General features: G+C 61.9%; 23 protein-coding genes and 1 tRNA gene. 6 read left to right on the forward strand and 18 right to left on the reverse strand.

All coding sequences use genetic code 11. The annotated features are described in order from the left end of the window. Positions 1-24: 24 nt before the first annotated feature. On the forward strand, positions 25-549 hold the full coding sequence (locus VKT51_08590) for a hypothetical protein (protein HLJ84211.1): 525 nt from the start codon (positions 25-27) through the stop codon (positions 547-549). A gap of 47 nt (positions 550-596) precedes the next feature. Here VKT51_08590 and VKT51_08595 read toward each other — a convergent pair whose 3' ends face one another. From VKT51_08595 to VKT51_08610, 4 genes are read right to left on the reverse strand one after another with little or no spacing between them, the layout of a single operon-like run. Further along, positions 597-1,379, reverse strand: a complete 783-nt coding sequence (locus tag VKT51_08595; protein ID HLJ84212.1) for an enoyl-CoA hydratase — start codon at positions 1,377-1,379, stop codon at positions 597-599. A gap of 7 nt (positions 1,380-1,386) precedes the next feature. Further along, positions 1,387-4,650 carry an efflux RND transporter permease subunit gene (locus tag VKT51_08600; protein HLJ84213.1) on the reverse strand — a complete coding sequence of 1,088 codons (3,264 nt, stop codon included), beginning with the start codon at positions 4,648-4,650 and terminating at the stop codon, positions 1,387-1,389. 49 nt (positions 4,651-4,699) lie between these two features. Then, positions 4,700-6,322 (reverse strand): hypothetical protein, encoded by a 1,623-nt coding sequence (locus tag VKT51_08605; GenBank protein HLJ84214.1) that lies wholly within the window; start codon positions 6,320-6,322, stop codon positions 4,700-4,702. A gap of 5 nt (positions 6,323-6,327) precedes the next feature. Continuing rightward, a complete protein-coding gene (locus VKT51_08610) occupies positions 6,328-7,110 on the reverse strand; it encodes an ABC transporter ATP-binding protein (protein HLJ84215.1) in 783 nt (260 codons plus the stop codon). Positions 7,111-7,425: 315 nt separating this feature from the next. Between VKT51_08610 and VKT51_08615 the strand changes: the two genes are divergently transcribed. After that, the gene (locus VKT51_08615; GenBank protein HLJ84216.1) at positions 7,426-7,656 is read left to right on the forward strand and encodes a hypothetical protein; all 231 of its coding nucleotides are present in this window, start codon (positions 7,426-7,428) and stop codon (positions 7,654-7,656) included. A 181-nt stretch (positions 7,657-7,837) separates the two neighbouring features. Further along, positions 7,838-8,395, forward strand: a complete 558-nt coding sequence (locus VKT51_08620; GenBank protein ID HLJ84217.1) for an NUDIX hydrolase — start codon at positions 7,838-7,840, stop codon at positions 8,393-8,395. A 21-nt stretch (positions 8,396-8,416) separates the two neighbouring features. Here VKT51_08620 and VKT51_08625 read toward each other — a convergent pair whose 3' ends face one another. Together VKT51_08625 and VKT51_08630 are read right to left on the reverse strand one after the other, a co-directional pair. Further along, positions 8,417-8,617, reverse strand: coding sequence for a hypothetical protein (locus tag VKT51_08625; GenBank protein ID HLJ84218.1), 201 nt, complete (start codon positions 8,615-8,617; stop codon positions 8,417-8,419). Between the two features lie 78 nt (positions 8,618-8,695). Then, positions 8,696-9,130, reverse strand: a complete 435-nt coding sequence (locus VKT51_08630; protein HLJ84219.1) for a VOC family protein — start codon at positions 9,128-9,130, stop codon at positions 8,696-8,698. A gap of 54 nt (positions 9,131-9,184) precedes the next feature. Between VKT51_08630 and VKT51_08635 the strand changes: the two genes are divergently transcribed. Continuing rightward, entirely contained in the window at positions 9,185-10,132 is a 948-nt protein-coding gene (locus VKT51_08635; protein ID HLJ84220.1) for a YafY family protein, read from the forward strand. Here VKT51_08635 and VKT51_08640 read toward each other — a convergent pair. From VKT51_08640 to VKT51_08650, 3 genes are read right to left on the reverse strand one after another with little or no spacing between them, the layout of a single operon-like run. Continuing rightward, a complete protein-coding gene (locus VKT51_08640) occupies positions 10,129-11,655 on the reverse strand; it encodes an amidohydrolase (protein ID HLJ84221.1) in 1,527 nt (508 codons plus the stop codon). The genes VKT51_08635 and VKT51_08640 overlap by 4 nt on opposite strands. Before the next feature lie 10 nt (positions 11,656-11,665). Then, positions 11,666-13,315 (reverse strand): peptide ABC transporter substrate-binding protein, encoded by a 1,650-nt coding sequence (locus VKT51_08645; protein ID HLJ84222.1) that lies wholly within the window; start codon positions 13,313-13,315, stop codon positions 11,666-11,668. Next, the gene (locus VKT51_08650) at positions 13,303-14,958 is read right to left on the reverse strand and encodes a peptide ABC transporter substrate-binding protein (GenBank protein HLJ84223.1); all 1,656 of its coding nucleotides are present in this window, start codon (positions 14,956-14,958) and stop codon (positions 13,303-13,305) included. The genes VKT51_08645 and VKT51_08650 overlap by 13 nt, the downstream gene beginning before the upstream one ends. A gap of 130 nt (positions 14,959-15,088) precedes the next feature. Between VKT51_08650 and VKT51_08655 the strand changes: the two genes are divergently transcribed. Then, positions 15,089-16,798: a GAF domain-containing protein gene (locus VKT51_08655; GenBank protein ID HLJ84224.1), complete on the forward strand. Its 1,710-nt coding sequence runs from the start codon at positions 15,089-15,091 to the stop codon at positions 16,796-16,798. Positions 16,799-16,812: 14 nt separating this feature from the next. Here the strand turns inward: VKT51_08655 and VKT51_08660 are convergent, their stop codons facing one another. The 3 genes from VKT51_08660 to VKT51_08670 form a co-directional block, all read right to left on the reverse strand. Further along, a complete protein-coding gene (locus VKT51_08660) occupies positions 16,813-17,031 on the reverse strand; it encodes a DUF1059 domain-containing protein (protein HLJ84225.1) in 219 nt (72 codons plus the stop codon). A 72-nt stretch (positions 17,032-17,103) separates the two neighbouring features. Next, positions 17,104-17,886 carry an SDR family oxidoreductase gene (locus VKT51_08665; protein ID HLJ84226.1) on the reverse strand — a complete coding sequence of 261 codons (783 nt, stop codon included), beginning with the start codon at positions 17,884-17,886 and terminating at the stop codon, positions 17,104-17,106. Between the two features lie 262 nt (positions 17,887-18,148). After that, on the reverse strand, positions 18,149-18,607 hold the full coding sequence (locus VKT51_08670; GenBank protein HLJ84227.1) for a hypothetical protein: 459 nt from the start codon (positions 18,605-18,607) through the stop codon (positions 18,149-18,151). 308 nt (positions 18,608-18,915) lie between these two features. Between VKT51_08670 and VKT51_08675 the strand changes: the two genes are divergently transcribed. Further along, positions 18,916-19,224: a cupin domain-containing protein gene (locus tag VKT51_08675; protein HLJ84228.1), complete on the forward strand. Its 309-nt coding sequence runs from the start codon at positions 18,916-18,918 to the stop codon at positions 19,222-19,224. Positions 19,225-19,233: 9 nt separating this feature from the next. Here VKT51_08675 and VKT51_08680 read toward each other — a convergent pair. From VKT51_08680 to VKT51_08705, 6 genes are all read right to left on the reverse strand, one after another. Further along, positions 19,234-19,309 (reverse strand) — tRNA-Thr (locus VKT51_08680). A 153-nt stretch (positions 19,310-19,462) separates the two neighbouring features. Beyond that, entirely contained in the window at positions 19,463-20,749 is a 1,287-nt protein-coding gene (locus VKT51_08685; GenBank protein ID HLJ84229.1) for a hypothetical protein, read from the reverse strand. Positions 20,750-20,912: 163 nt separating this feature from the next. After that, positions 20,913-21,938, reverse strand: a complete 1,026-nt coding sequence (locus tag VKT51_08690) for a multicopper oxidase domain-containing protein (GenBank protein ID HLJ84230.1) — start codon at positions 21,936-21,938, stop codon at positions 20,913-20,915. Next, complete coding sequence (locus VKT51_08695; GenBank protein ID HLJ84231.1) at positions 21,935-23,011, reverse strand: multicopper oxidase domain-containing protein; 1,077 nt, start codon at positions 23,009-23,011, stop codon at positions 21,935-21,937. The genes VKT51_08690 and VKT51_08695 overlap by 4 nt, the downstream gene beginning before the upstream one ends. A gap of 66 nt (positions 23,012-23,077) precedes the next feature. After that, entirely contained in the window at positions 23,078-23,614 is a 537-nt protein-coding gene (locus VKT51_08700) for an arsinothricin resistance N-acetyltransferase ArsN1 family B (GenBank protein ID HLJ84232.1), read from the reverse strand. 221 nt (positions 23,615-23,835) lie between these two features. Beyond that, on the reverse strand, positions 23,836-25,335 hold the full coding sequence (locus VKT51_08705) for a hypothetical protein (protein HLJ84233.1): 1,500 nt from the start codon (positions 25,333-25,335) through the stop codon (positions 23,836-23,838). Between the last annotated feature and the right edge of the window lie 65 nt (positions 25,336-25,400).

Consider the following 25,400-nt stretch of genomic DNA (forward strand, 5'->3'; position numbering starts at 1 on the left):
GACGTTCGCGTTCGCCTGGCATGCGTGGCAATCCTCAGCCTGCTCTGCATCGCAGCGCGCGATGCTCAAGCGCCGTCGAACGCCTTCGATCTCACGCTCGAAAGCGACCGGACCATACGCGTCCGCATTCTCTCGGATCTGTCATCGCGATCGGCCCGCGCCGGCCAATCGTTTGGCGTGTCCACGATCGACGACGTCTACGTCGATGGCGTGCTCGTCGTGCCGAAGAATTCGCTCGGCAAGGGCTCGATCGTCGCAGCGCGGCGCGCACGATCGTTCTGGCGGCGCGGGCGGCTGCAGTTGACGATCGCTTCGATCGTCGCTCCCGACGGCACCGTCATACCGGTCGTGCTGCCGGGCGGCGCCGGCGGGCCGGCGGAGACGCTCCACGGGCGGCACGGCCCGTTTGGTTTCTTCGGCGACGACGTGGTGATCTCGTGCGGCACGATCACGACGGTCTTAGTGGCGGAAGATACGAATCTGCGAGCGCCGACTCGCGACGAACTGATTTCGCATCCGAAGACGCCGCTCTGCGGGCGTTCATTGTAGGGCGGGCCTTTATGGCCCGCCGGCGGACCGTGAAGGTCCGCCCCACATCAAAAACGGGGTGGGCGTTTTTCCAGGAAGGCGGCGATGCCTTCGCGCGCCGCGTCGGCGGCGGCGTTGCGCGACATGACGTCTTTCGTAAACGCGTATGCATCGTCTTGCGCCATCTCGGCTTGCCGGTAGAACGCGCGCTTGCCGAGCCCGATCACAAACGGGCTGAAGCGCGTGATTTTCGCGATGAGCGCTGCGACCGTCTCTTCCACCTTCTCCGGCGCGGCGACGAGGTTGATGAGGCCTGCCTCAAGCGCACGCTGTGCATCGATCGGCTCGCCGGTGAGCAGCATCTGCATCGCGAGCTTGCGCGGAACCGCGCGGCTAAGCGCGACCATCGGCGTGGAGCAGAACAATCCGATCTTGACTCCGGGTGTGGCAAAGGTCGCCGTGTCCGCGGCGACGACAAGGTCGCACGTCGCGACGAGCTGGCATCCGGCGGCGGTCGCCATCCCTTCGACTTGCGCTATGACGGGCTGCGGCACCGATTGGATCTCCGTCATCAGTTCGACGCACGCATCGAACAACTCGCGATAGAACGTCTCGTCGCGGCCGGGAAACTCCGAAAGATCGTGGCCGGCTGAGAAAACTTTTCCGCTCGCCTTCAGGACGATGGCCCGGATCGACTCGTCTTGTCCGACCGCGCGAAACGCTGCAGTCAAGTCGCGCATGAGCTGGAGCGACAACGCGTTGCGCTTGTCGGGCCGGTTGAGCGTCAGCGTGGCCACCGGCGGGCTGACGGAGACGATCACATTATCGCTGGCACGCTGCTGCTGCTGCATTCGAAGATCAGCTCAGAACCGGAACGTGCTCTTCGGCCGCCGTGGGTTCTGCTTCCGGGGTGCGGCGACGCGAGATGAACTTGCCTTTGCTGCGCCGAGCGATCGCGAGGTACAGCGTGGGCACGACGAGCAGCGATAGAAACGTGGAGGTGATGAGCCCGCCGATGACCACTGTCGCCAGCGGCGCTTGCGTTGAACTGCCGGTCTCGATGCCGAGCGCCAGCGGCAGCATGCCGCCGATTGTGGCGAACGTCGTCATGAGTATCGGCCGCAGACGCAGGGGACCTGCGTGAAGCAGCGCCTCACGAGCATCAACGCCATCTTCGCGCAGCTGCTTGGTGAATTCGATGACGAGGATAGCATTTTTCACGGCGATGCCGACGAGCATCAGCGAACCGATGAACGCGGTGAGACCAAAGGCGCGATTGGTCACGACCAGTGAACCGATAATGCCGACCAGTGACAACGGAATCGACGTCATGACGACGAGCGGGTCCACATACGATTCGAATTGCGCGGCGAGCAGCATGTAGATGAGCAGGATCGCGAGACCGACGGCCAGATAGAGCGAATTAAAGCTCGTCTCGCCGCGTTGGATCTCGGGGCCATACTCCCAGCGATAGCCTGCCGGCATCGGATAGTTGTTCATGACTTTGGCTGCGTCCACCAATATTGGTCCGAGCGGCCGGCCGCTGATGGGCGCGCTTATCTCGACGCGCCGCTGGCGGTCTTCGCGGCTTATCGCGGATGGTCCAAGACCCTCGGTCAATGTCGCGATGCTGCCGAGAGTAGACGTCGGCTGGATGCCCTTTGCGTTCGCCGCACCCGTCGCGTTTGCCGCACTCGTGGACGAACCGATGGGAGTGAACTCGAGCGACTGCAGCGACGGGTAAGAACGGCGCTGGTTGGCGGGCATCTGCACGACGATCGGATACTGGATGCCGTTGATCTGATAGTAGGACGCGATCGATCCATTCGTGGCCGTGCTGACGAACTGCGCCAAGTCGCCCGTCCCCATCCCGGCTTCCATAAGCCGCGTGCGATCGATGGTGACGTCGATCTCCGGCTGCGAGTTCGTCACGTTCTTGTCGGGCGTGTCGACACCGGCTATCTGCGAGATCCGGTTCATGACATCATCGGAGATGGCGAGCAGCTTGTTGATGTCCGGCCCGAATATCTCTAACTCGAGCGCGGTCTGCCCTTGCGATATCTGACGCTGCACGATATCGATGGTCTGACCGCGAACGATCGTCCCGACCATCGCGTTATGCAGTGCTGCTCCGTCCGGGGTGTTCGGCTGCTTGGCCGCGGCATCCATGAGCTTCTTGTGCCATTCCTTGACGAACGCCGCGGCCACCGGCCCGCTCGTGCCGCGCTTTAGCGCGACCTGGATGCTGGCGCGGTTGGTGACCGGCCGGGAAACGAAGCCCGACTGTCCGACGGTGGAACCCACGGCGGTGACTCGCGGATCATCGGCGAGCGCTTTCTCGACTGTGAGCGAGATCGCGTTCATGACATTGAGGGCCGTGCCGTTCGGCGCTTGCAGATCGAACTGCAAGAATCTCGAATCCGACGCCGGGAATATCTCCGTCGAAACAACGCCAAGCTGCATGGCCACGACCGTGAGCGTGAACAGTGCCGCGGCTGTGCCGAGCACCGCGAGCGGACGGTCGAGACAGAACGACAGCGCCGAGCGATACGTGCGCTCGAGGCGCTCGTACGTGCGGTCGAACGCGGCGGAGAACGATCCTCCTGGCCGTGTGGCAGAATTCGGCTCCGTATGATTGGCTCCGCGGCGCCGCAAGAGCTCGGCCGAGAGCATTGGAACGGCGGTGACGGCCACGATGAGCGAGATGGCGACTGCGCTCATCACGACGATGGCGAACGGCCCGAAGATAAGACCTTGCAAACCCGGTATCAGCAGCAATGGGAAGAATACCGTGATGACCGTCGCCGACGAGGCCATGACTGCGCCGAGGATTTGAACGGTCGCACCTTCGGCGGCCGCGGACGGAGCCAATCCCTTCCCTAAGAAACGCGAAATATTCTCGATGACGACTACGGCGTCGTCGACGATTAAACCGACTCCAAGCGCTATGCCGCCAAGCGTGATGGTATTGATGGACTCGTGAAATGCGTAGGCGACGAACAGCGTGCCCAAGATCGAGACCGGTAGCGAGACCGCCACGATCACGGTTGCGCGCCAGGAGTGCAAGAATAGCAGAATGACCAGGACTGCGAGAATCGCGCCGTACATCGCGGTGTGCTCGAGCGACGCCAAGGCCAAGAGGATGAATTCGCGCTGGTCGAGCAGCGTGGCCCACTGAACGGTTGGGAAGCGCTGCTTGATATCGTTGATCTTGTCGGTGACGCCGTTTGCGACTTCGACGATGTTCGCGTCGGGCTGAGCTGTGACCGTGAGAAGCAGCGACGGCTTGCCGTTGAGCCTCGTGAACACCCGCTGTTCTTGGATCGAGTCGGTGATGTTCGCGACGTCGCGCAGCCGTATCGGCACGCCGTTTTGGAACGTCACGATCGTGTCGGCGATCTGATCCGGCGCCGTGTAGAGCGCGTTGGTGCGTACGCCGAACTCTTGCGGGCCGATTTGCACGACGCCGGCGGGCAGGTCCACGTTCTCGTTGCTGATCCGGGTCATCAGACTGTTGAGCGTGAGTCCGTTTGCCGCGAGACGATGCGCATCCGGTTCGACCATTATCGCACGTTGCGTGACGCCGGAGAGGTTCACGCTGCCCACGCCCGGCGCCGATGCAAGTTCGTCGGAGAATTGATTGACCACGATGTCGGAAAGGTCGCGCGGCGAGCGAGACGGATCGGTCACTTCCAACACGAGCACCGGCGTGGCGTTTGGATCAGCTTTGATGATCTGCGGCTCTTGCAGATTGGGATCGTTCGGCAACGACGCTCGGATGCGGGCAACTTGCTGCTGGACGTCCACCGCCGCGGCGTTGATGTCGGTGCCGTAGACGAACTGGACGCGAACGGTGGAGAGTCCCTGCGAGGACGTGGACTCGAGGATGTCGATGCCGGAAACGCGGCTGACCGCATTTTCGATCGGCCGCGTCACGGTGGTCTCGATGGTCTCGGGCGAGGCGTTGGTATAGGCGACGTTGACCGAGACGACCGGCGGGGCGAAGGAAGGCAAGAGTGCCACTGCGAGCCTAGGCGCCGCGAACAGACCCAAGACTACAATGGCGGCCGACAGCATCGCAACGGCGACCCGGCGGGTGACTGCAAATCTTGCTATGGACATCCGATGTATGCGCTTGCGGCTTGCAATCCCGACCTCCTTCAGCCGTACCTTAAACTTCCAGGTCTTGAAGGTTTCTGCTCGCGCGGACTAGCGTCTGCCATACCATCAACGCGGTGAACACCACGCTTATCGCAATGCCGGCGACGAGACCGGTTACGCCGGGCCATTCATCGCGCGTTAAGAACAGAAATCCACAGCAAATTATAAGCATCGCTAGACCGTTCAGAAATGGGATCACCATGCGCGGACCGCGATTGATCGCGTTTGGATTCTCCCAAGCGAACGATGGAAAGCGCGTATCGAACGCGACGCCGAAACTCACGGAACACGCGGCCATCAGGATTCCGAACGCCACGACGATGATGCGCCAACCGATCGGAAAACCGTAGCCCGCGGAGAGGAGCGCGCCGCCGATCGCCGCGATCGTCCCCGTTTGCGCGAACGGTACGAGCAATTTTGCGTTGAGGACGTCGCGCGACGCAAGCGGGGCGGAGCGTAGGAACCAGATCCCGGCATGCTCCAGCGAGAGCGCGGTCATTCCCGGAGTGATGGAGCCCAAGATGGCGACGAAGCCGATCTGCACCATCGCGAGTTGGATGGTCAGCGGAAAGATCGGCGTCTGGACGGCGTGACCGACGAGCAGATAGACCACGAACATGAGCGCGCCTATATGGTTGAACCAGAGCTGTGGAGTCCGGACGAACGTCAGGAGATCCTTGTGGACAAGAGCGCGTAATCCGCTTCGTCTCGGGGAGATCGCGCTCAGCGAATCGACCGACTTCGCGGCGCCGGTCGCGAACGAATCGCTCCAACCGCGCGCGAACGCATACGACACCAGCCAGAGCGCGGGCGGACACACGGCGAACGTCTCGAAGAGCAGGAGTCCGGTCCAGCCGACACCCGCACCGACGCCGCCGGGCGACGCGCCGCCAAACGCCGCAAGCGCCCAGCCGAGCCAGGTGCTAGGCAGCCATCCGGGCGGCGTGGGCAAGCTCATGACGGTCACGTCGCCCGTGATGTGAGCGATCCGGTAGAACATCGTGATCCAAAACGCCGTCGGGACCACCGCGCCGATCAGCCAGAGAGATTCTTTGGCGAGCCGCGCCGGGACGACGCGCAGCGCGAGGATAGTGACGACGACGAGCGCCGCGTACAAGATGGCCGGGAAAACCGCGACGCCGATCATCATCACCGGATAGGCGATCCAGGGCGCTTCCAGCGCGCTCAGGTAGCCGAGCACGAACGGCAAGAGAAACACGGCAGCATAAAGTTCGTTCTGCACGACGCCGAGCACAAATTTCGATGTGATCAGCGCGGGCACGCGGATAGGCATCGTCATGAGGAGCGGTATGTCGCGCGATGCATAAAGATCGCCCAAGGCTTGGCCGAACGCGATGACCACATCCGTCAGCAAGTAGATGAGCAGCGCCCACGGCGGAACGGTCGAGAGCAGGCCGATCGCGCCCGCTTGCCAGAGCGCATGGACGCCGAGATACGTGCCGAGATAGATAAGACAGAAGAGCGTGGCACCGGCGGTCAGCGCTGCGACGTGGATCGTTGAACTCGACCACTCGCGACGCACCGCAAGCGCACGAATGCGCAGCAAATCGACCGTGAGTAGGATCGACTGGAGTGCCAGACCGCGGCGGCGCGGAAATGAAACGACGGACAACTGCTTCACCGCCTGCCGGCGACGAAATTGGTAAGGCGGCTATCGACGGCCGCATCGGCCTTTCCGCCCGTGACGTGGAGAAAGACGTCTTCGAGCGTCGCGTCGCCTTGCAGGTCCCGCAATTCCTGAACGGTCCCCATCGCGGCGATCGAACCGCGATTGATGATCGCCACGCGATCGCACAAGGATTGCGCGATCTCCATGATGTGCGTGGACATCATGACGGCACAACCCGCTCGCGTCACGGCGCGCAAGATGTCTTTGAGAAGGCGGGCGCTCTTCGGATCCAGTCCGACGGTCGGCTCATCCAGGAAATAGATGCGCGGCTCGTGCAGCAGCGCGGCGCAGAGCGCCACTTTTTGCTTCATCCCGTGCGAGTATGCTTCGAGCAGTTCGCCGTCGTTCGCGCGAAGTTCGAAAAGATCGAGCAGTTCTGCGATGCGCGAACGTTTGCGCGACAGATCCAGTCCGTAGATATCGCCGACGAAGTTCAAGAATTCGACGGCTGTCAATTTCGGATAGAGGTTCGGCTCGTCCGGGACGTAGCCGAAGAGCCGCTTGGCCGCTTCGGGCCGCCGCACGACGTCGAAACCGCCTAAGAGCGCGCGTCCCGATGTCGGGCGCAGGAGCCCCGTCAGCATCTTGATCGTCGTCGTCTTTCCCGCGCCGTTCGGTCCGAGAAAACCAAAGATCTCGCCGGCCTCGACGGTAAAGGAAATGGAATTGACGGCGACCGTCTTGTCGAACCTCTTCTGAAGCCGCGAGACGTCGATCAGTGGAGCGCTCATCCTTTACAGTATCGGCGCAAGGCCGGTCCGGGACGCTCCCGCTTTGACCATGTAACGCCGGCTCATGGAATTTCGTCGTATGTTCGTTGCTCGTTGAAGCGGTCGGTCGGCCGCGTGCGCGCGGTCACTCTTGACGCTTTCACAGGACCAACGGACTACAATGCAAGGACAACTGGAGCGAGATTTTGCATCGGCGTCTGGGTATAGATTGAGCAGACGAGCAACTTCGAAAGCGAGTTACTGTTAGTGAAAGATCGTATCTTTCATTCCAGCGGCGATGGCACGGCCTCACGTGGCCACAAGAGTTGGTTCGCCGTGAAGACCGACGACCCCAGGGAACTAGCGATGCACCTCAAAGCGCTGCAGCCCGCCGAGATAAAGCGCCACTTCAAAAATGGCGACTTCGAAAAATGGCTGACGGATCTGTACAAACGACCCGATCTGGCTGAAGCGATTCGCCGGCTGCGCGCCACGTGGAACGGCGTGCAGAATCCCAGAGCGGAACTTGTCGCGGTGCTGGAATCGCGGCTGCACCGCGCGGGCTGACGAGCGGCGCTCGAGCGGCACGGAGCGCGGCGAAGTCAGATAGTATCAGAGCGGCTGACGCAGGGCGAACGTCAGTCGCTCTTCTCTTTTTACGAAATTCGAGTCGGAATAGGTGCGGCCGTCGCCGCGCGTCCCGGGGAAACACGCTTCCGGCGGCCAAGCCGTCGGCCAGGTACGCTTGATGCCGCATCGCAAATGGGAAATCGTCTCGTCCGAGCTTGTCGTCGACTCGCCCTGGTACACCTTGCGCCGCGACGTCTGTCGCCTACCCGACGGAACGCTGGTCGATCCGTATTTCGTGCGGGTTCACGACGGCTTCGCGGTGATCTTCGCGATGACGTCCGATGACCGAGTCGTGATGATCCGCCAATACAAGCATGGCTATGGCGACATCGTTCTCGAGCTTCCGGCCGGTGCGCTCGAACGCGGTGAAGATCCGCTCGCTTGCGCCGTTCGCGAGTTAGAGGAAGAGACGGGCTACGTCGCGCCGGCGCTCGAGCTGCTTGCGGAATTCGCTGCCGATCCCACGAGCTCTACCGGCAAGCTGTATCTGTTCTTGGGCCGGCATGCCGCACCCACCGGCCGCGCAGCGCCCGATGCGACGGAAAATATCGAAACGATGCTCGTGCCCGTGCGAGAGGTGCTCGCCCACGTGCGATCCGGAGAAGTATTCGTGCAGAGCCACGTCGCCGCGATATACACGGCCCTCGACCACCTCGGCTTGCTACGAACAGTGTGACGGGGCTGCTCTAAACGGGCATCAATCCACGTGTGCACGGCTCCGATCCAACCGGATGCCAGCGTTCACGACGAAATAGCCGATCTCCACGAGTAAGCCGGCGAGACGACGTCGCGCCGGCTTGCCCGGCTCAATCTGAAGCTGCGCAAGCCTCCCAGAATCAGCTTCCGCCATGAGCGCATCTCGGCGCTGATCGACCGCCGACGTCGAATATGTGTGCATGTGAACCCCCAAACGCGATCGCCGCTTCTCATCCGCGCAAGAACAATGGCGGGCCATAATGGCCCGCCATACATGATTCTATTTCGGTTGGTGTAGGATGAACGTGTTGCCTTCGGTGTCCTCACCGAACGCCATGTAGCACGCTTCGTTTGCTTCGATGTGCTCGCCGATCTTCGCGCCGCGCGTCCGGAAGTGGTCTGCCGCAGCCTTCACGTCGGCAACGCGGAACATGATGCCGTTGCCCGGATACCAATTGCCGTCGTCGAGGCGCCACAGACCAAACGTAGCGCCGTCCGGCAACTCGAACTCCGCGCCTTGCTCAGAAGACCACGTGCAGGGCAGTCCCATGACGTCGCGCCAGAACGTGGTCGCGCGCTTCGGGTCCTTGACGAGGTAGGTGGTGACGTCGATTCCCGTGATCGAAACCGCGGTGGCTGTGCTGCTCATCGGAGTCAACTCGCTTTCATCGGTGCTGGAGAGGCCGACGCTCTGGCCGGCCCGGAATGTTGCCATCTTAACTCCTCATATATGACAGGTACTGTCATATATATTTGCAATACTTGACGCATGAAGAGCGACCGGCTCCTGACGATGCTGCTGACCCTCCAGGCCAAGGGCCGCATGCCGGCGCACGTCCTGGCCGAAGCGCTGGAAGTCTCCACGCGGACCGTCTATCGCGACGTGGACGCCCTCAGCGCGGCCGGCGTGCCCGTGTACGCCGAGCGCGGCGCGCGCGGCGGCGTCGTGCTTGCCTCAGGCTATCGGGCCGCGCTCACGAACCTCGGCGAGAAAGAGATCCGCGCTCTCTTCGTCTCCGCTTCGAATCCGCTTGCCGACCTCGGGCTCGGCGGCAGCCTATCGCGATCGCTCGAGCTTCTCGCCGGGGCGCTGCCGGCCGACAAACGTCGTTCGGCTGAACGCGCTCGCGGCCGGATCTTCATCGACGCCAAGCGCTGGACGCAAGCCGAACAGCCGCGCGAACATCTCGCCGAATTGCAGCGCGCGATCTGGAGCGATCTTCGTGTCGCGCTGCACTATCGCGACCGAGCGGGCAAAGTCACGCGTCGCGTCGTCGAGCCGCTTGGACTCGTCGCAAAAGCCGGAATCTGGTATGTGCCGGCACGATCGGGCGGGGAGATGCGGGTTTTTCGTGCGGAGCGCATCATCGACGCGCAGGCGACGACCGAGCGCTTCGAATGGCCCGCGGATTTCAACCTGGAGTCGTTCTGGCGTGAATGGAGCGCGGCGCTCTCCGACCGCGCCCCGCGCTACGAAGTCGAGCTTCGCATCATCCGCGACGAAAACGAGGTGCGAGATGCGCTCGCATGGTGGGAAGCGCGTTTCGACGCTGACGACCAAAGAGCACGCGTCTCGTACCCATCGCGGGAGACCGCGATCGGCGACGTCTTGGGATATGGTGGCTCGGTTGAAGCGCTCGCACCCGAAGAGTTCAGAACGGCGGTCATGAACCGGGCGAAGGACGCGTATGGCGTCTACGCAGAGCGCTTCGCTTAATGCTTGGCGGCGTCGAATCGGACTTCGCCGTCGATGACGGTCATCGTGACGGGGATGTCTTTGATGCGCGAGACGGGCACTTCGTCAAGCGCCTGCGCGAGTATCGCAAAATCAGCTGCCTTGCCCGGCGCGATCGTGCCGCGTTCGTTCTCTTCGTACGCGAGCAGCGCGGCGTCGGCTGTGTAGGCGCGCAGCGCATCGTCGATCGAGAGGCGTTCACCCGCGATGTGGTGGTTCACGAGACTGTGGATGCCAAGAAGCGCAGAGAGCTTCGTCACGGGACTATCGGACCCGCCGCACACGATGCATCCGGCGCGGCGCGCGGTGGCGAAGAGGTTCATGCCGGCGGCGCGCTCGGCGCCGAAGCGGCGCGCGTACATGCCGTGGTCACCGCCCCATAGGTAATCGAACGCGGGCTGCATCGATAAGAGCAAACCGCAGCGCGCGGCGCGTTCGATCTGGTCTGGGAGCGCGACTTCGAAGTGATCGATCGACGGGCGTAGGCCGCGAAGCGGACCGCGTCGTGCCGTCACCGTCTCCCATGCGGCGATCGCCTCACCGATCGCGCGATCGCCGATCGCGTGCACCCCAAGGGAGAGACCCGATTCGGCGGCTTCATCGAAGAGCTCGCTGAGTTGTTCTGGTTGTACGTACAGGCTGCCGTGGCCGTGCTTGTGATCGTCTTGATACGGTTCTCCCACGGCAGCCGTTCGCGATCCGATCGATCCGTCGAGGAAGATGTCACCGCCGAACACCCGGCCGCCGAGCGCACGCGCTTTCGCAACGCTGAACGTGCACGACTTCGAGATCACGCGCACCGGCTGGTTCGCGTCCGAACGGTAGACCGACTGCAGGTGCTCGAGCGACGGATCGCCCTCGATGACGTTGTGCACGGTCGTGATGCCCGCCGCGAGCGCCATCTCGGCTGCGCGGCCATCGGCGCGCCGTAGCGCATCGAACGGCAGCGCTGCGAACATCGCGTTCTGCGCGGCATAGTTCGCCGCTTCGAAGAGCCGACCGGTGAGATCGCCGCGCTCGTCGCGCTCTGCGCCCGGCTTCTCTGCGACGCCGAACAGCGCCGCCGCGGCGCTGTTCACCACGCAGGAATGGCCGTCGATGCGCGAGAGGAGACACGGACGGTCTCCGGCTGCCGCGTCCAACTCCTTGCGGAGCGGCGGGCGCCCCTCGGCGAGCCGGTGGTCCTCGTACGATGCGGCGAACACGATGGGTTCCCTGATCCGTTTGATCTTCGCCAGAATCGCACCGACGTCCGGACACGCCGTGATGTCGTGCTCGCCCGACTGCAAGCCCGTCGCGGTGAGATGCATGTGGCAATCGTGGAAGCCGGGATAGAGAGCGCCCCCGCGGCAGTCGATGACTTCGACATCGGCGCCAAGGCCGGTCGGCGTAGACTCGAGGACGCGTTCGATGCGGCCGTCGCGCACGAGCACTCCCGAAGCCTTGGGAACGAATCCACCCGGTGTGCCTAGGCGCGCGTTGACGAATGCCGCAAAGCGGCTCATGCGGCCGGAGCTACTGCGACCATTGCCACGAGTTCCAGAACTCGGTGACGGACGGCGCGGGCCGATAGCCGTGCAGCGTGTTGCGAACGGCGTCGTCGCGTTTGGTCCAGTAGAGAAAATCGTACGGCGCGTCTTCGCTCAACAGCGAATCGATGCGCGAGTACGCGCGCGCGCGCGTCGGCCGGTCGTAGTGGGTCAGCGCGATCGACTCTTGCTCATCGATGCGCTTGTCGCAGAAAAACGCATGGTTGTAGCCTGCCGGCGGCACCTGATCGCACGCGTAAAGCGTGTCGTCATCCGGATCGACGCCGGAAATCCAACCGTCGTGCGCGACATCAAATTTTCCAGAGTTGAGGATACCGCCGTCCGCCGCCGCGGCTTCGAACAGGCTTGTCGGATACGATTTGGTCTGCACGTCGACGCCGATGGCCCGCATCATGCTTTGGAAGATCGGCGCCAGACGAACGGAGTCGCCGCGGCCGGAGGAATATGCGAACACGATAGCAAGTCGCGTGCCGCCCTTCGACCGTATCCCATCGGCGCCGGCGTGCCAGCCGTCGGCGTCGAGCAGCGCGCGCGCCGCGACCGGATCGTACGGAGGCGCTTTGACCGTTGGATCGTACGCCCACGTCCCCGGCAACTGGTCGCCCTGCGCGGGCGCGGCCGCGCCGTGCATGACCGTCCTCACGATGTACTCCCGGTCGGTGCCCATCGAGATCGCTCGCCGGACTCGCACGTCGTCGAGCGGCGGATGCTTGGTGTTGAAGACGAGATACCAGTATTCGTTGAATGTCGTGTGCAGCACGTGCACGCCGTCGATCGCTGAAAGATCGGGCAAGAGCGAGTTCGGCGGATCGTAGTACAGATCGGCTTCTCCCGTCTTCATCATGACCGCGCGAGTGTTCGCGTCGGGCACGAGGAGGTAGTCGATCTCGTGCAGCTTCGGCGGCCCGCGCCAGTAGTTTGGATTGGCGATGAGCACGACGCCTGTCGACTGCTGGTACGACTGGACGATAAAGGGTCCGGTGCCGATCGGTTTGGTGTCGTACGCCGCATGGTTGATGTCAGGCAGATCGGCGAGGATGTGCGCCGGCAGGATGCACATCGGGTCGGGACCCGGCCCGAAGAACTGCGCGATCGCCGGCGCGTACGGCCGCTTGAGGTGCACGATGACCGTGTGATCGTTGGGCGCATCCATCGACGCGATATCGTCAAAACCGGATCGGCTCAAGACGTTGTTCGCCGGATTCATGATCGCGTGCCATGAGAAGATCACGTCGCGCGCGCCGAAGGGCGCACCGTCTTGCCATTTGACTCCCGTGCGCAGATGGTACGTGATCGTCTTGCCGTCGGCGCTGATCCCGCCGTTTTGCGGACTCGGAATTGTGGTAGCGAGATCCGGTTCGAGATCGCCATGGTCGTTCACGAGGAAGAGCCAGCCGCCCCAGAACATGCCGAGATCGACCGCGGATTGGATGCCGGCGAGCTCCGGCAGGAGCGAATCGATCGATCCGGCGCCGACGATCCGCACTTGACCTGGGTGGGCGCGCGGGATGACGCCGACGCTCGAACCCACTTTGCTGCACGCGCAGAGCATCGCGGCCGCGGTGACCGCGGCCAATAGCGCCGCGCCGCGACGTGCGGCGCTCAGATGCTCCACTCCCAGGTGTTCCAGAACGTCGTCACGGCGTGCGCGGGCTTGTACCCCTTCAAGTCGACGTTTGCGACGTCTTGACGCGCCGTGTACCAGATGAAGATCGTCGGGACTTGTTCCGCAAGAATTTCCTGGATCGTGTCGTACGCCGCTTTACGTTTTGCCTGATCGTATTCGGTCAGTGCAACATTTTCGGCGGCGTCGACGCGGGTATCGCAGAAGTAGTTGTTATTCTGACCGCCTTTATCCGGTGTTTGATCGCACATGAAGTTGACGGAATCGTCCGGATCAACACCGTTGATCCAAGAATAGAACGCGGTATCGTACTTGCCCGTCTGCAGAATGCCGCCCGCGCCATACGACGCGAACAACAGGCCGCTATAGACGTTCTTCACATCCGCCTTCACCCCGATGGCTTTCCATTCAGATTGAACGACCGTTTCCAGATTCGCGGTCTCTGCGGCGCCCGTAGCGCCCGTCATGGCGAGCTCGAGCAGCTGGCCGTTCTTGTGGCGATAGCCGTCCGCGCCCATGGTCCACCCGGCGGCGTCAAGCAACGCGTTGGCCTTTGCCGGATTGTAATCGTACGTCATGACATGCGCGTTATGCGCCCAGAGAAACGGCGGCTGGTCGGTGTCGGCGACGACGTAGAGATCGTGCGAGACCTTGTGGATGAGGTCCGTCTTGTTGATCGCGTACGCCAGCGCGCGGCGCACTTGCAGATCGGCGAGGATAGGATTGTGGAGATTGAGCGCGATCTCGCGATATGAGGTGAACGGCGTGTGATAGACGTGCACGCCCGGGATGTTCGCGAGGCTTAGGGCCTGCGATGACGGAGCATTGTACTCGAAATCTTGTTCGCCGCTCTCCAACTGTGTGAGAATGGTGGTCTCATCCGGGATGATAGAATAGTCGATCTCCTTGATCTTCGGCGCGCCGCGCCAGTAGAGCGGATTGGCCACCATCTTGATCAGTCGGCCCTTATCGTATTCGACGACGCGATACGGTCCGGTTCCTAGTGGAATCCGATTGAAGTCCACTTTGTTGATGTCGGGATACTTTCCGAGGATGTGTTTGGGGAGGATCGGATACGGCGTGCCCGACATCGTGAAGAACGCCGCTATGAACGGCGCGTAGCGCTCTTTTAAATGCACGACGAGCGTGTAGTCGTCTTTTTTCTCGATCGAGGAGATGTCGGAATAGCCGACAAGGCTACCGACGTTGTTCGCTTTGTTCATCACCGCGCTGTACGAGAAGATAACGTCGTCGGCCGTGAACGGCGCACCATCTTGCCATTTCACGTTCTTGCGTAGATGGTAGGTGATGGTAAGCCCGTCTTTGCTGATGCCGCCGTTCGTCGTGCTCGGCACTTCAGTCGCCAGCTCCGGCACGAACTCGTTCTGGTCGCTCCAATTGAAAAGATAGCCTGCCCAGAACATAGAGAGGTCGACTTCGATCTGCTGATTGCCGACCACCGGATCCATCGTGTCCGGTTCGGCGACGCCCGCCCAGCGCAGCACGCCGGGAATCGTATGCGGATTGCCCTCATTGGCCGCTGGTGCACCGGCTTGGGTGCTTACTTTCGAACAGCCGGCGAGCGTCGCGCTGAGCGCGACGGCGAGCATCAATGCGGATATCGATCGGTGCATGGGTGCATGTACCTCAGGTCTAGGCAGCGTGCATTGGGCGGACTCATGCCGTACTTAGGTGGGTTGGCGAGGTCCATCCTGCACCGGCGCGGGCCGGAGGCGCCGCTTCTCATCGGGAGAATGTGTGGGCGTGAACCGGCGCACGCTTGTGTCGTCAGTCGTGACCGCTTTTGCGGTCGGCATGATGGCGATCCAAATCGCGTCGCTGCCGCGCGAAAGCGGCCCAGGCGCGACGTTCGCCCCAAGCGGATCCTGCGCTCTGACGGTTGTCTCGACTGCGTTTGCGAGACCCGGGTCACCGCTTCATCGCGGTGATACGCTCGCGCTGGATGGGATGACGGTTGACGACCGCGTTCTTGCGACGCAGGACTCGAGCAGCGCGGGCGATCGGATCGACTACGCGGTGACGCGCGCCGGGGTCACGGCGACGATTGCCGAGCGCGTCGGCGCGCCGGAATCGGCGGCGCTGTGGACCCCGTCCGTCATCGTCAAGTTCGTGACGCTCTTGGTCGGGCTGTTCTTGTTGTGGCGCGGACGAGATCGCGCATCGCTGCACTACGGCCTGGCCAGCTCCGCCTTTGCGATGGCGCTTTTGCCGGTGAGCGACGGCCTGTTGGCGCCGCTGTTGCGCAATGTCTACGAAGCGGTCGCACAAGTGCTTGCCGGCTGCGCCGCGTATGCGCTGTATCTCACGTTTGAAGATCTTGCCGCGAGCAGCGTTCCGGCTCGCGCGCTTGCCGTCTGTCGGGCGGTCGTCGCCGCGTGCGCGCTGCTCTTCTGTGCGAATGCGATCGCGTTTTCCCTAGCGCGAGCGTCGTCCGGATGTTTCATCGCCTGGCTCTACGATGTCCGCTATCCCGCGCTCGTGCTCGCGCTCGCGGTCATGTTCGGCGTGCTCGCCTTCACCTTCTTCCGGGCTCGGGGAATCCAGCGGCAGCGCGTTCGCTGGCTGTTCTGGTCGACGGTCGTCGGATTTTCCGGTGTGGTCACGTGGCTGCTCTTCCCGTCGCTGCGTGCGGCCGTCTTGACGAGCGTCGTGATCACGATCGGCTACGCCTACGCGATCTTGCGCCATCGCGTCATCGACGTCGGCTTTGTCATCAACCGGGCGATCGTCTTCACGATCGTCACGACGCTCGTCTTCGGAATCTTCGCGGTGATCAGCTCGTTGGTGGAGCGCATGACGCTCTCGCGCAACGACAGCATCATCGCGCAATCGATCGCCGCTCTCGCCCTGGCGTTCTTTTTTGACTTCGGCTACAAACGTGTCGAGAGCATGATCGATCGCGTGTTTTTCCGCGATCGGCGTGCGGCTGACATGGCGATACGCTGCTTTATCGACGAAGCGCGTTACATACGCAAAGCGGACGCGCTCTTGGACCGCACCGCGAAGATCGTGCGCGAGTCGCTGAAGTGCTCTGCCGCGGCGATCTATCTCGAGCATGGTTCGCAGTATCGCACCTCTGCTGTTTCCGGAGCCGAGTCATTCCCGACGAGCGTCGACGGCGACGATCCAGTGTTTGTGCGCCTTCGGGCTTCTCTGGCGGACGTCGATCTTGCCGACGTACCGAGCCGGCTCGGTTCAAACGGGTACGCATTTGCGATGGCGGTGCAGAGCCGCGTGCTTGGCGCGATCGTCATCGGCAACAGGGTCGATGAGGAGAACTACGATCCTGAAGAGCGTGCGCTGCTTCGGTCCCTCGCTCGCGAAGTGGCGGCCGCACTTGCCGCGATCGAAGCGGCCGATCGAGCCGAGCTCGTGAAAGAGCTCGCGGCGGGGACGATCGATCTAGAAAGCGCCCGCCGTCGAGCTCGAGGATTGATGGCCCGTGAGTCGTAGGTCAGCCGTGGTTCTCACACCACCGATTGCTCGGGAGCCGCATCCCACTTCGACTTAGTTTCTCGGCTCCAACGTTTCGGGTCTTCGTTATGCATCGCTTCCATTTTTTTGGCGACGTCCGGATGCTTCTCCATGACGTGTTTCGTCATCGTTGTCACCATCTCGTCCCATGATCCTGCGGACAATTTCTCGTCGCATGTTCCACCGAGGTCCTTGCATGTCAACGTCTTCATAGTACCCTTTCCCGCGCCGCGCGCGTTCCACCAATGATTGTACCCAAATGCGCGGCAGGCTCAACCTGTCTATTACGGTCCGCCGCTGCCGCCTGTCGCGCCGAATACCTGGCCGGTGACATAGCTATTTCTCGTCGAAGCGAGCGCGACATAGACAGGGGCAAGCTCGGCAGGTTGCCCAGGACGTCCAAGCGGTGTATCCTCGCCGAAGGTCTTGAGATTCTCCTGAGTCTGACCGCCGCTCACTTGGAGCGGAGTCCAAAATGGTCCTGGAGCGACAGCGTTGACGCGGATGCCGCGTTCGGAAAGCTGTTTGGCCAGGCACTTGCTGAAGATCATGATCGCGCCTCTTGTCGACGCATAGTCGAGCAGATTCACCGAAGGATCATACGCGTTGATCGACGCCGTATTGATGATCGCAGAGCCGGGCGGCATGTGAGGAACGGCAGCTTTCGTTATCCAGAACATCGCGTAGACGTTTGTCTTGAACGTCCAATCGAAGTCCTCGGTGGTGATCTCGAGAATTGAAGCATGACTATGTTGCCGGGCGGCGTTATTGACGAGAATATCGATGCCGCCTAAATCGCGAACGGCCTGATCGACCATCTTTTCGCAAAATGCTTCATCGCGGATATCACCGGGGAGCGACACCGCCTTCCGACCAGCGGCGCGAATGTGATCGACAACTTCTCGCGCGTCGGCCTCCTCCGCCGGCAAGTAACTGATCGCGACATCCGCTCCCTCGCGCGCATACGCGATCGCCGCCGCTCGGCCGATCCCCGAGTCGCCGCCGGTGATGAGCGCTTTGCGGTCAGTCAGATCTCCACGCCCCCCGATAGCTCGTTTCGCCGTGATCGGGCCGCGGGGTCATCTGATGCGCAAGACCAGGCCAGGGCTGAGACTGCTTCTCAAAAGGCGGCTTGACGTACAGCTCGCGCGGATCGGTGAGACTATGAGATGTGCCGGAACCATTTGCATTTCGGTTGCTTTTGACTGTGTCGCCATCGAGCGTTCTCGCTTCTAGAACTGCCGGTCGCACGATCCCATCAAGGCGGAACGACGCGCCGCAATCGTCCTCATTTTTGCCCGACCGATGTAGGAGCTAAACTGGCCGGAACTATCTGCGAGCCAGGTCGGCTACCGCCGCCTCGATCGCGAGCGTCACCGCCATCACGGCGGTGCCGTCCGGCTGAAAGCGCGCTTCGATTCTCTCTGAAGCCGATTCGGTGGTGTCGGTGTAAGCGGTTACCGTCGCGCTTATCTCAAACGAAGTCCAGCCGGGTTCATCGGGCCTGTCAAACATCGCCTTCGAATGATTGTACGATATCTGCCCATCGACGCGAACGTCAAAGCTGTTGCCCGTAAACTCAAGTTTGAAATTGCCTTCGGACAACTCCTCGGAATGCGGCGTAAGCGCGCCGGACAAGCGAGCATCGTCCTGAACGGCTCCGCGAATCGTTTCAGCGCAAATCCGAGTGCCCGCGCGGAGCATGACGCCGACCGCAGCGACCAGTTCGTTCGAATCATTGAACGGCGCCTTGGCCTCGGCTCGTCGTTCATTGAATTCAGTTTCCAAATCGCCGGCCATACATTGTCCCTTGCAGTAGTGCTCGCGGAAGTGTCGCAAGCCAGCTTGGCTTCGACGAAAGCGTTTTGAAGTCCCGGGGAATCCCCCGACTGTGATCTATCGGACCGCCTAACTCGGAAATCGTCTCTACGCCCAGATCGCTTCGTACCGATTTGCTATGTCGTGCGACGTCGCCGGGCGGCAATATCGACACGACATCGACCACGAGCTGCTCCTTGCCCGACAGGCAGGACGAGGAGGCCACTTAAAGACGGGTTTCGCACCGGTACCCTTATATTCGGGAGGAGCTGATTTTGATGAATACGACCAACATCGAACAGGCGCACGCCGGTTTCATCGTGCTGCAAACCCTGACGAAGAGTCAGACCGCGATCATGACGCTGCAACCAGGCGAGTGGAGCGGGGGTTTTGGGAACGAGCACCCGGAGAGCGAGCAGACGCTCCTGGTATTCGAGGGCGAGGTGGTTGCAGAGATTGGCGAAGAGCGAACCGTGCTGCGCAGGGGCGACGTGGTGGTCGTGCCCCGCAAAGTCCCGCACCGGTTCGGCAACGATAGCGACTCGCCGGCGATTACGTTCAACGTCTACGCGCCGCCAGCATATTAAGGGTTAACATGGAGCCGACGTCCGGGATTGAACCGGAGACCTGCGGTTTACGAAACCGCCGCTCTACCAGCTGAGCTACGTCGGCACACCTGCGGAAACACTATTTGACGGACTTTGGGCGCTTCCCATCCCGTTAGAAAAATGCCGTTTCGTCCCGCTACTTCTGCGAGCCTTCAAGAACATGCAGCGTGATCGTGCAGTAGCCGCACTACCGATCTGCTCGGTCATCCAAGGCCAACTACTGGACGGTGACACCGATCGTAACAGAATTGAAGGTCGTATCGTGGATCGTCAACACGGCCGATCCAGCAGCGATGCCCTTCACTGTGAATACGCCTCGTTGCCCGGCCGGCACGATCGTCGCAACCGCGGTGTTGGAACTCGATCCGGCGAAGTTTTGGAGAGTGAAATGCGTTTCGGACGCCGTGACCTGTTGAGATTGGCCAGCCGCTAGAGTGAGAGCAGCGGGGACAGCGGTGAGGATTCGAAAGAGGTCCACGCTCACGAAGCTCGAGCCCTGATTTCCGTGCGCGGTATACCAGAGATTCTTGTCGGGGCCGTATGCCACGTATACCGCATGACCCTGGTTGGAGGGAATCAGGTCTCGCGTCACATTGCCATTTGATAGATGCAGCGTTTCGAGCTTCGTATGGCCATCCGCGTAGTACAACACAGCATCGGCGCCAGTTCCGGACGTCGCAAGGCTTGTGGTCTCGCCGAACGGGGTCACGACGGTTTCGGCGGCGGTGTGGGTATCAATGCGAACGATGCCGTGCAACGAAGCGCAATAGAGATTTCCATCGCCGGCGGTGATCATTCCGACGCAGAATTCGGGATCTGGATATTCGGTCAACACGCCGGCGGGCGTTATCTTCCCGAGCATCGTGGGAGCTTGCGGTTCGGCGAACCAAATATTGCCGTCGGGCCCGGCGACGATACCGGCCGTGAACGGTCGCGACGTGGAGAAGCACGTGGCAACGCCAGCTGGTGTGATCTTCCCGATGCCCGTGCCCGGTAACGAGCTACCGAATGTGGTGAACCACAAGTTGCCGTCGGCGCCGGTCGCGATCTCATTCAACGACGTTTGGCTGTTCGTGCAGCTCTGATTGAAGTAGGTAACGGATCCGCGCGGCGTCACCTTAGCGATCTTGGCGCTATTGCGAATCGTGACCCACATATTGCTGTCGGGACCCTCGGTGATCCATTCCGGAATGCCGTTGAGCTGCGTGGTGACGATCGCCCGTTTCATGTCGAACTTGTAAACCGAGTTCAGACAGTCATCGATATACCAGACGGTGTGGTCCGGCCCGGTGGTAAGACCTGCTGGTCCAGGCCCAGCTTCGCACGTATCGCTGACGCTGAGGACATCGGTGAATTTCGCACCGTCGTTGCCTTGCGTGATGTCCGGCGAGCCCTCCGAAAGCGACGCCGTGTGTGGGGAAATCGCGCCCGGGGCCGCGGGCAGCGATGCCCCGCTTGTGCAGCCGGCGCAAATGCCGGATGAGAGGACCAACAGAGCAAACAAGCGGCTCGACATTTCGCACTTCCGATCGCGATAGTAGCTGATCAGCAACAACGTATCACCGCCCAGGCGAGTTGTCTAGAGTCGGGCGCACCAGCGGCGAGAAAACGAGGCCGACTGGCGTCGGCCCCTTCATTTGTTTGTCGGCCCTTCGTTTATTTGTGGTTCACTTGACCACTTTGTAACGGGCTTCCATGCCGTTCATGAGGTGGATGTTCAGCGTGCACACCAACAGCCACACACCCGGGTTATCCGGCACCATGTCGGCGATCATATGCGGCGTGACCAGTTGGATCGAGTCGCTTCGGTTACCCTGCGACAGAACGGTCTGTCCCGACCAAACCGGTATATGCCCATCGGCCGGCGTCGAGGTGGAGAGCATGTACCATCGCACTCGTTCGCCCATCCGGATGGTGGGCGTCGGCATATTGCCCCATGCGAAGCCGTTGATCGTGTGGATATAGTTGTCGTTCTCGAACGTCTTCTCATGACCGGTGAAATGTCTCGGGTTGATCGCGGGATTCGCGAGATTCAAGGAAAGGAACGGATCTTGAAACTCGTCCTGTACCGAGAACAGAGCCACCATCTCCCGATCGACATCGATCGGTGAACCGTCGGCCCGCGCTTGACCACGACGCGTCACGATCAGCGGTCCGATAAGCCCAAGGCTTTCGTCTGCGGTCTGATTCACATCGGATTCGTACACGAACAGCACTGAGCTGCCGTCTTGCCCGCCCGGGCCGTCGGCGTCGCCGATCGGCCAGCGAAACGTCCTCGTCGCGCCGGGCGATACCGCGGACGGTTTCGGGATGGATCGCAGGCCGCCGGGCGCGATATCGAGCGGAAGGCGCGTTCGATTTCTGAACACGACGACCACGGTGTCGCCGACTTCGGCGTGGATGACCGGCCCGACGATACCGAGGTATCGATCGCTCGGCGAGATCGAGGCTAAGCGCGTGAACGATGCATCGGTGTATTCGCGGTAAAACGCCTTTCGATACGTCCAACCGAGCTGTGTCGGCAGAAGCGGCGGCAGCTTCGACCCGTCGATCGGATTCATGCGAAGCGGCGCGTAGTTCCAGATCACTTCATCGGCGGCGATGTAGTGCACGCGCTCGCGAGCCACGGCCGGCTCGCAAATCCCAAGCGCAAGCGCGAACGCGGCGAACGCGATGGCCGCGACGGACTTCATGGCAGCACCTGATAGCGAGCTTCCATCCCGCCGGCCAAATGCACGTTGACGTGGCAATGGAAGAGCCAAGTCCCCGGATTGTCGGGAGTCATATCGGCCACGACCATCGACATCGGCGAGAGTTGTATGAGATCCGTTCGCATGCCGTTCGACACGACCGTCTGTCCGTGCCAATGCGGCGTGTGAAAGTCGAAGTCGCTCATCGTCGACATGACGTACCAGCGGACATGCTGGCCGAGGCGCATCGTGGGCATCGGCATGTTGCCGTACGAGAAGCCGTTGATCGTCCAGAGCATGTCGTCGAAGAGGAATGGCCCAGCCGCCTTGACGTGGCGTGGATTTAATCGGGGGTCCGCGACGTTCGATGCGAAGTATCGGCTCGAGCTTTCGTCGTACTCCGCGAACATCGCGAACACTTCGCGATCCACGTCCTTCGGCGTACCGTCCGGCCGCGCCATCCCCTTTGCAGTCACCACGATCGGTCCGATGGGGCCGGTGTTGACATCCCGCACTTCATCCGCATGCGAGTGATACATCCAGAGCACTGAAGAACCGTCGCCGGGTCCGGGTCCGGCGCGCGTCGGAACTTGCCAGGTATACGTGAACGTCTTGCCCGGCGGCACACCGTCGCCGGGTTTGTACGACGCCGGAATCCCATCCAAATACGGCGCTCCCTCGGATGACTTCGTGTAGAACAGACCGTGCGCGTGGACGGTCAGCGGGAACCTGGCGTTGTTTTTGAAGACGACGACAACCGTATCGCCGACCACGGCGTGAATGACGGGGCCGATGAGACCCAAGTATGCGTCGGACGCGGCGCGCGGTTTGAGGTGCGTGAACGTCGCGTCGGTGTATTCGCGATATATCGCCTTTCGATATTGCCAGCCCAGCTGCAGCGGCAATAGCGGCGGCAACGGCTTTTGCGCGATGAGGTCTCGACCGCTTGGCGCGAAGTTCCAGACGACTTCGTCCGCCGCGATATAGTATGTTCGCACGGTGGCTTGAGACGGCTGCACGCTGGCGAAGACGATTCCGACGACAAAAAGCAAAATAGACGCAAAGCGTAAGGACATGCGGCGACCTCCAGCTGTAAGCGGTGGTTTATGGTGTCGCGATAGTGAACGAATCTTTAAGGCGGTTCACCTCGTCCCCTCCGATGGTCGGGACGGTCGGTCATCTCTTGGCTCAGCCGATAGGCGGCGCTGCCACCACGAAGTATCGAACCACGCGCCGAACTTGAAGCCGACTTCACGATAGATCCCGACAAGCGCAAATCCGAGGCTGCGATGCAGCGCGATGCTAGCGTCGTTCGGAAGCGCGATACCGGCGAAGACCGCGTGGAAACGCCGCTGTTCGAGCAGCCGGAAGAGTTCAGCGTAGAGAGTCTTGCCGGTTCCGCGACCGCGGGCGTCTTCTCGTACGTAGATGCTCGAGTTCACCGACCAGCGGTAGCCAGCCCGGTCCATATGGGCGCTCGCATATGCGTAGCCGAGAACGTCATCGCCCGACGTTGCGACGAGCCATGGATACGTAATGGTATTCGACCGGATCCTTTCGCGCATCTCCGAGACACTTGGAGCGCGCTCTTCGAATGATATGGACGTGTGCTCGACGATCGGCGCGTATATCGCAGCGATCTGTTCGGCGTCGTCGAGAATCACCGGTCTGATCTCCATCTTGCGACCTCGTATTCCGGAGGGCCTTCGACCTACGCGCTTTCGCGCTAACGAGATGGGCAAGCGATGCTTGCCCTATTACGGAAATAGCGCGGAAATGACGTGGAAATGATGCAAGAACAATACGGAAATCATGATGAAGCGCCTTTGGCCAGATATCGAAGGGGACGCGCCGGGATTTGTTAGGATGGCCGAGGCGAACGCGCTTGCGAATCTCCGCGCTAGCGGAACCGTTTGCGAAACGACCTACGCGCGCGGAACAGTGCGGCGCGCAGCGAAAACGTGCGATACATACCGTCGACGAGCGTCGAGTCGCCGATCGCCGACATCGTGTGCAGACCGAGCGAGTACTTCCCTCGGGGTGGATCGATGACAGCGATCGTGTGTTCTTCAAAGGATCGCTCGTCGAGCGCGGTGATTCGTTGGATCGACAAACGGCGCCCGTAGTTGCGCGTGCAATCCTGCGCAGGCCGGTGCAGATTGCCGTCGAGCATGAACGGTGCGCCCGCCGGACGCGATGAGCGGATGTCGATCTTCACCGGATTGCGGACGTGCGGACGCCACGGGCCCTCGAGCGCGTCAGCGTGGTAGACGAAAAGCTTGTGGTTCGGTCCGTCGTCGCTGACGCCGCACATCAGCCAAAATTTGCCGCCGTGGGAGAACACCGTGCTATCGACACCGCGAACGCCAGGGATGAGCGCGCACTGCCTTCGCCACTCACGCCCGGAATTGTCGAGCCGATAGAGCGCCACTTCTCCGCTTTGATTCGCTTCCGGTATTCCGTACCACGAACCCTCGCTCTCGAAGACGAATGGATACGAGAGATGATATGGCTCGACGAGCACGCGCTCCAGCGGCACGATCGCGTTTTCCTTGATCTCGCAACGGACGATGATGCCGCGGTTCACCGACGCGTCGAGCTCCTCGCAGAACACGGTCTGCACGCCGTCGATCGTGGCGCAGAACGGGTCGGCGAGGAATCGCCCGTTGCCTGCCTCGCACCACGACACAGGCGGCAATGCGTTTTCGCGCGCGATCTGCGCGGGCGTCTTTCTCACCGTTCCGATGTTCCACGCATACGTGTAGAACGGTTTCTCGGCCCGCGCGATCGCCCGGCGCCAGCCGAGTCGAAGAACGGCTCGCGTCACGGCCGCGCCCCTCGATATCCGCGCAGGCCGCGGCGGCTGCGCCGCTTGGAAATCGGTGAATCCATTTCGGATAGCGCTCAGCACCGACGCAGGCCACTGCGAGAGTTCTCCCGCCACACCGCCGACGGTCTCTTCGGGCGAAAATCTGTCCACACCGAAAACGCCCGAGCGCAACAGTCTGACGGCTCCGCCCGCATCGATTTGCAGCAGTCGCGCCTCCACGAAGTCGCTGTCGTCGCAGAACGCATTCAGTCCCGGCGCGGGCTCGCAGCCGTCGGCGTCGAACAGCCACGTCCCTAGCTCAGTGCGCGGCGCTTCTGCAGCGGCTGCGCCGTCGAAGGCGAGGCATAGATCGGGGTCGCCGTCCGGATCGTTCGCCCGTGGGATGGCCGGCGTTTGCGCCTCGTCCACATAGGCACGGCGAGCGGAAGCACCGATCAGCGCCGCAGGAACGCGCATCTCGCGTGTCGCCGGGATTTTGCGGCTGCCCACAAATGTCGTGTCAGGCAGATCAAGCAGCGATCGGATCGCTTGCGCCTGCCACGTCACGAGCGGACCCGAATGGATCGCCATGAAGCGCATGCGTTCAGCGCACCGTCGTGACGCGGGGATTTGTCGCGCGAAGGTCGTTCTTGCAA

This window comes from Candidatus Eremiobacteraceae bacterium (assembly GCA_035295225.1).
Taxonomy (GTDB): Bacteria; Vulcanimicrobiota; Vulcanimicrobiia; order Eremiobacterales; family Eremiobacteraceae; genus JABCYQ01.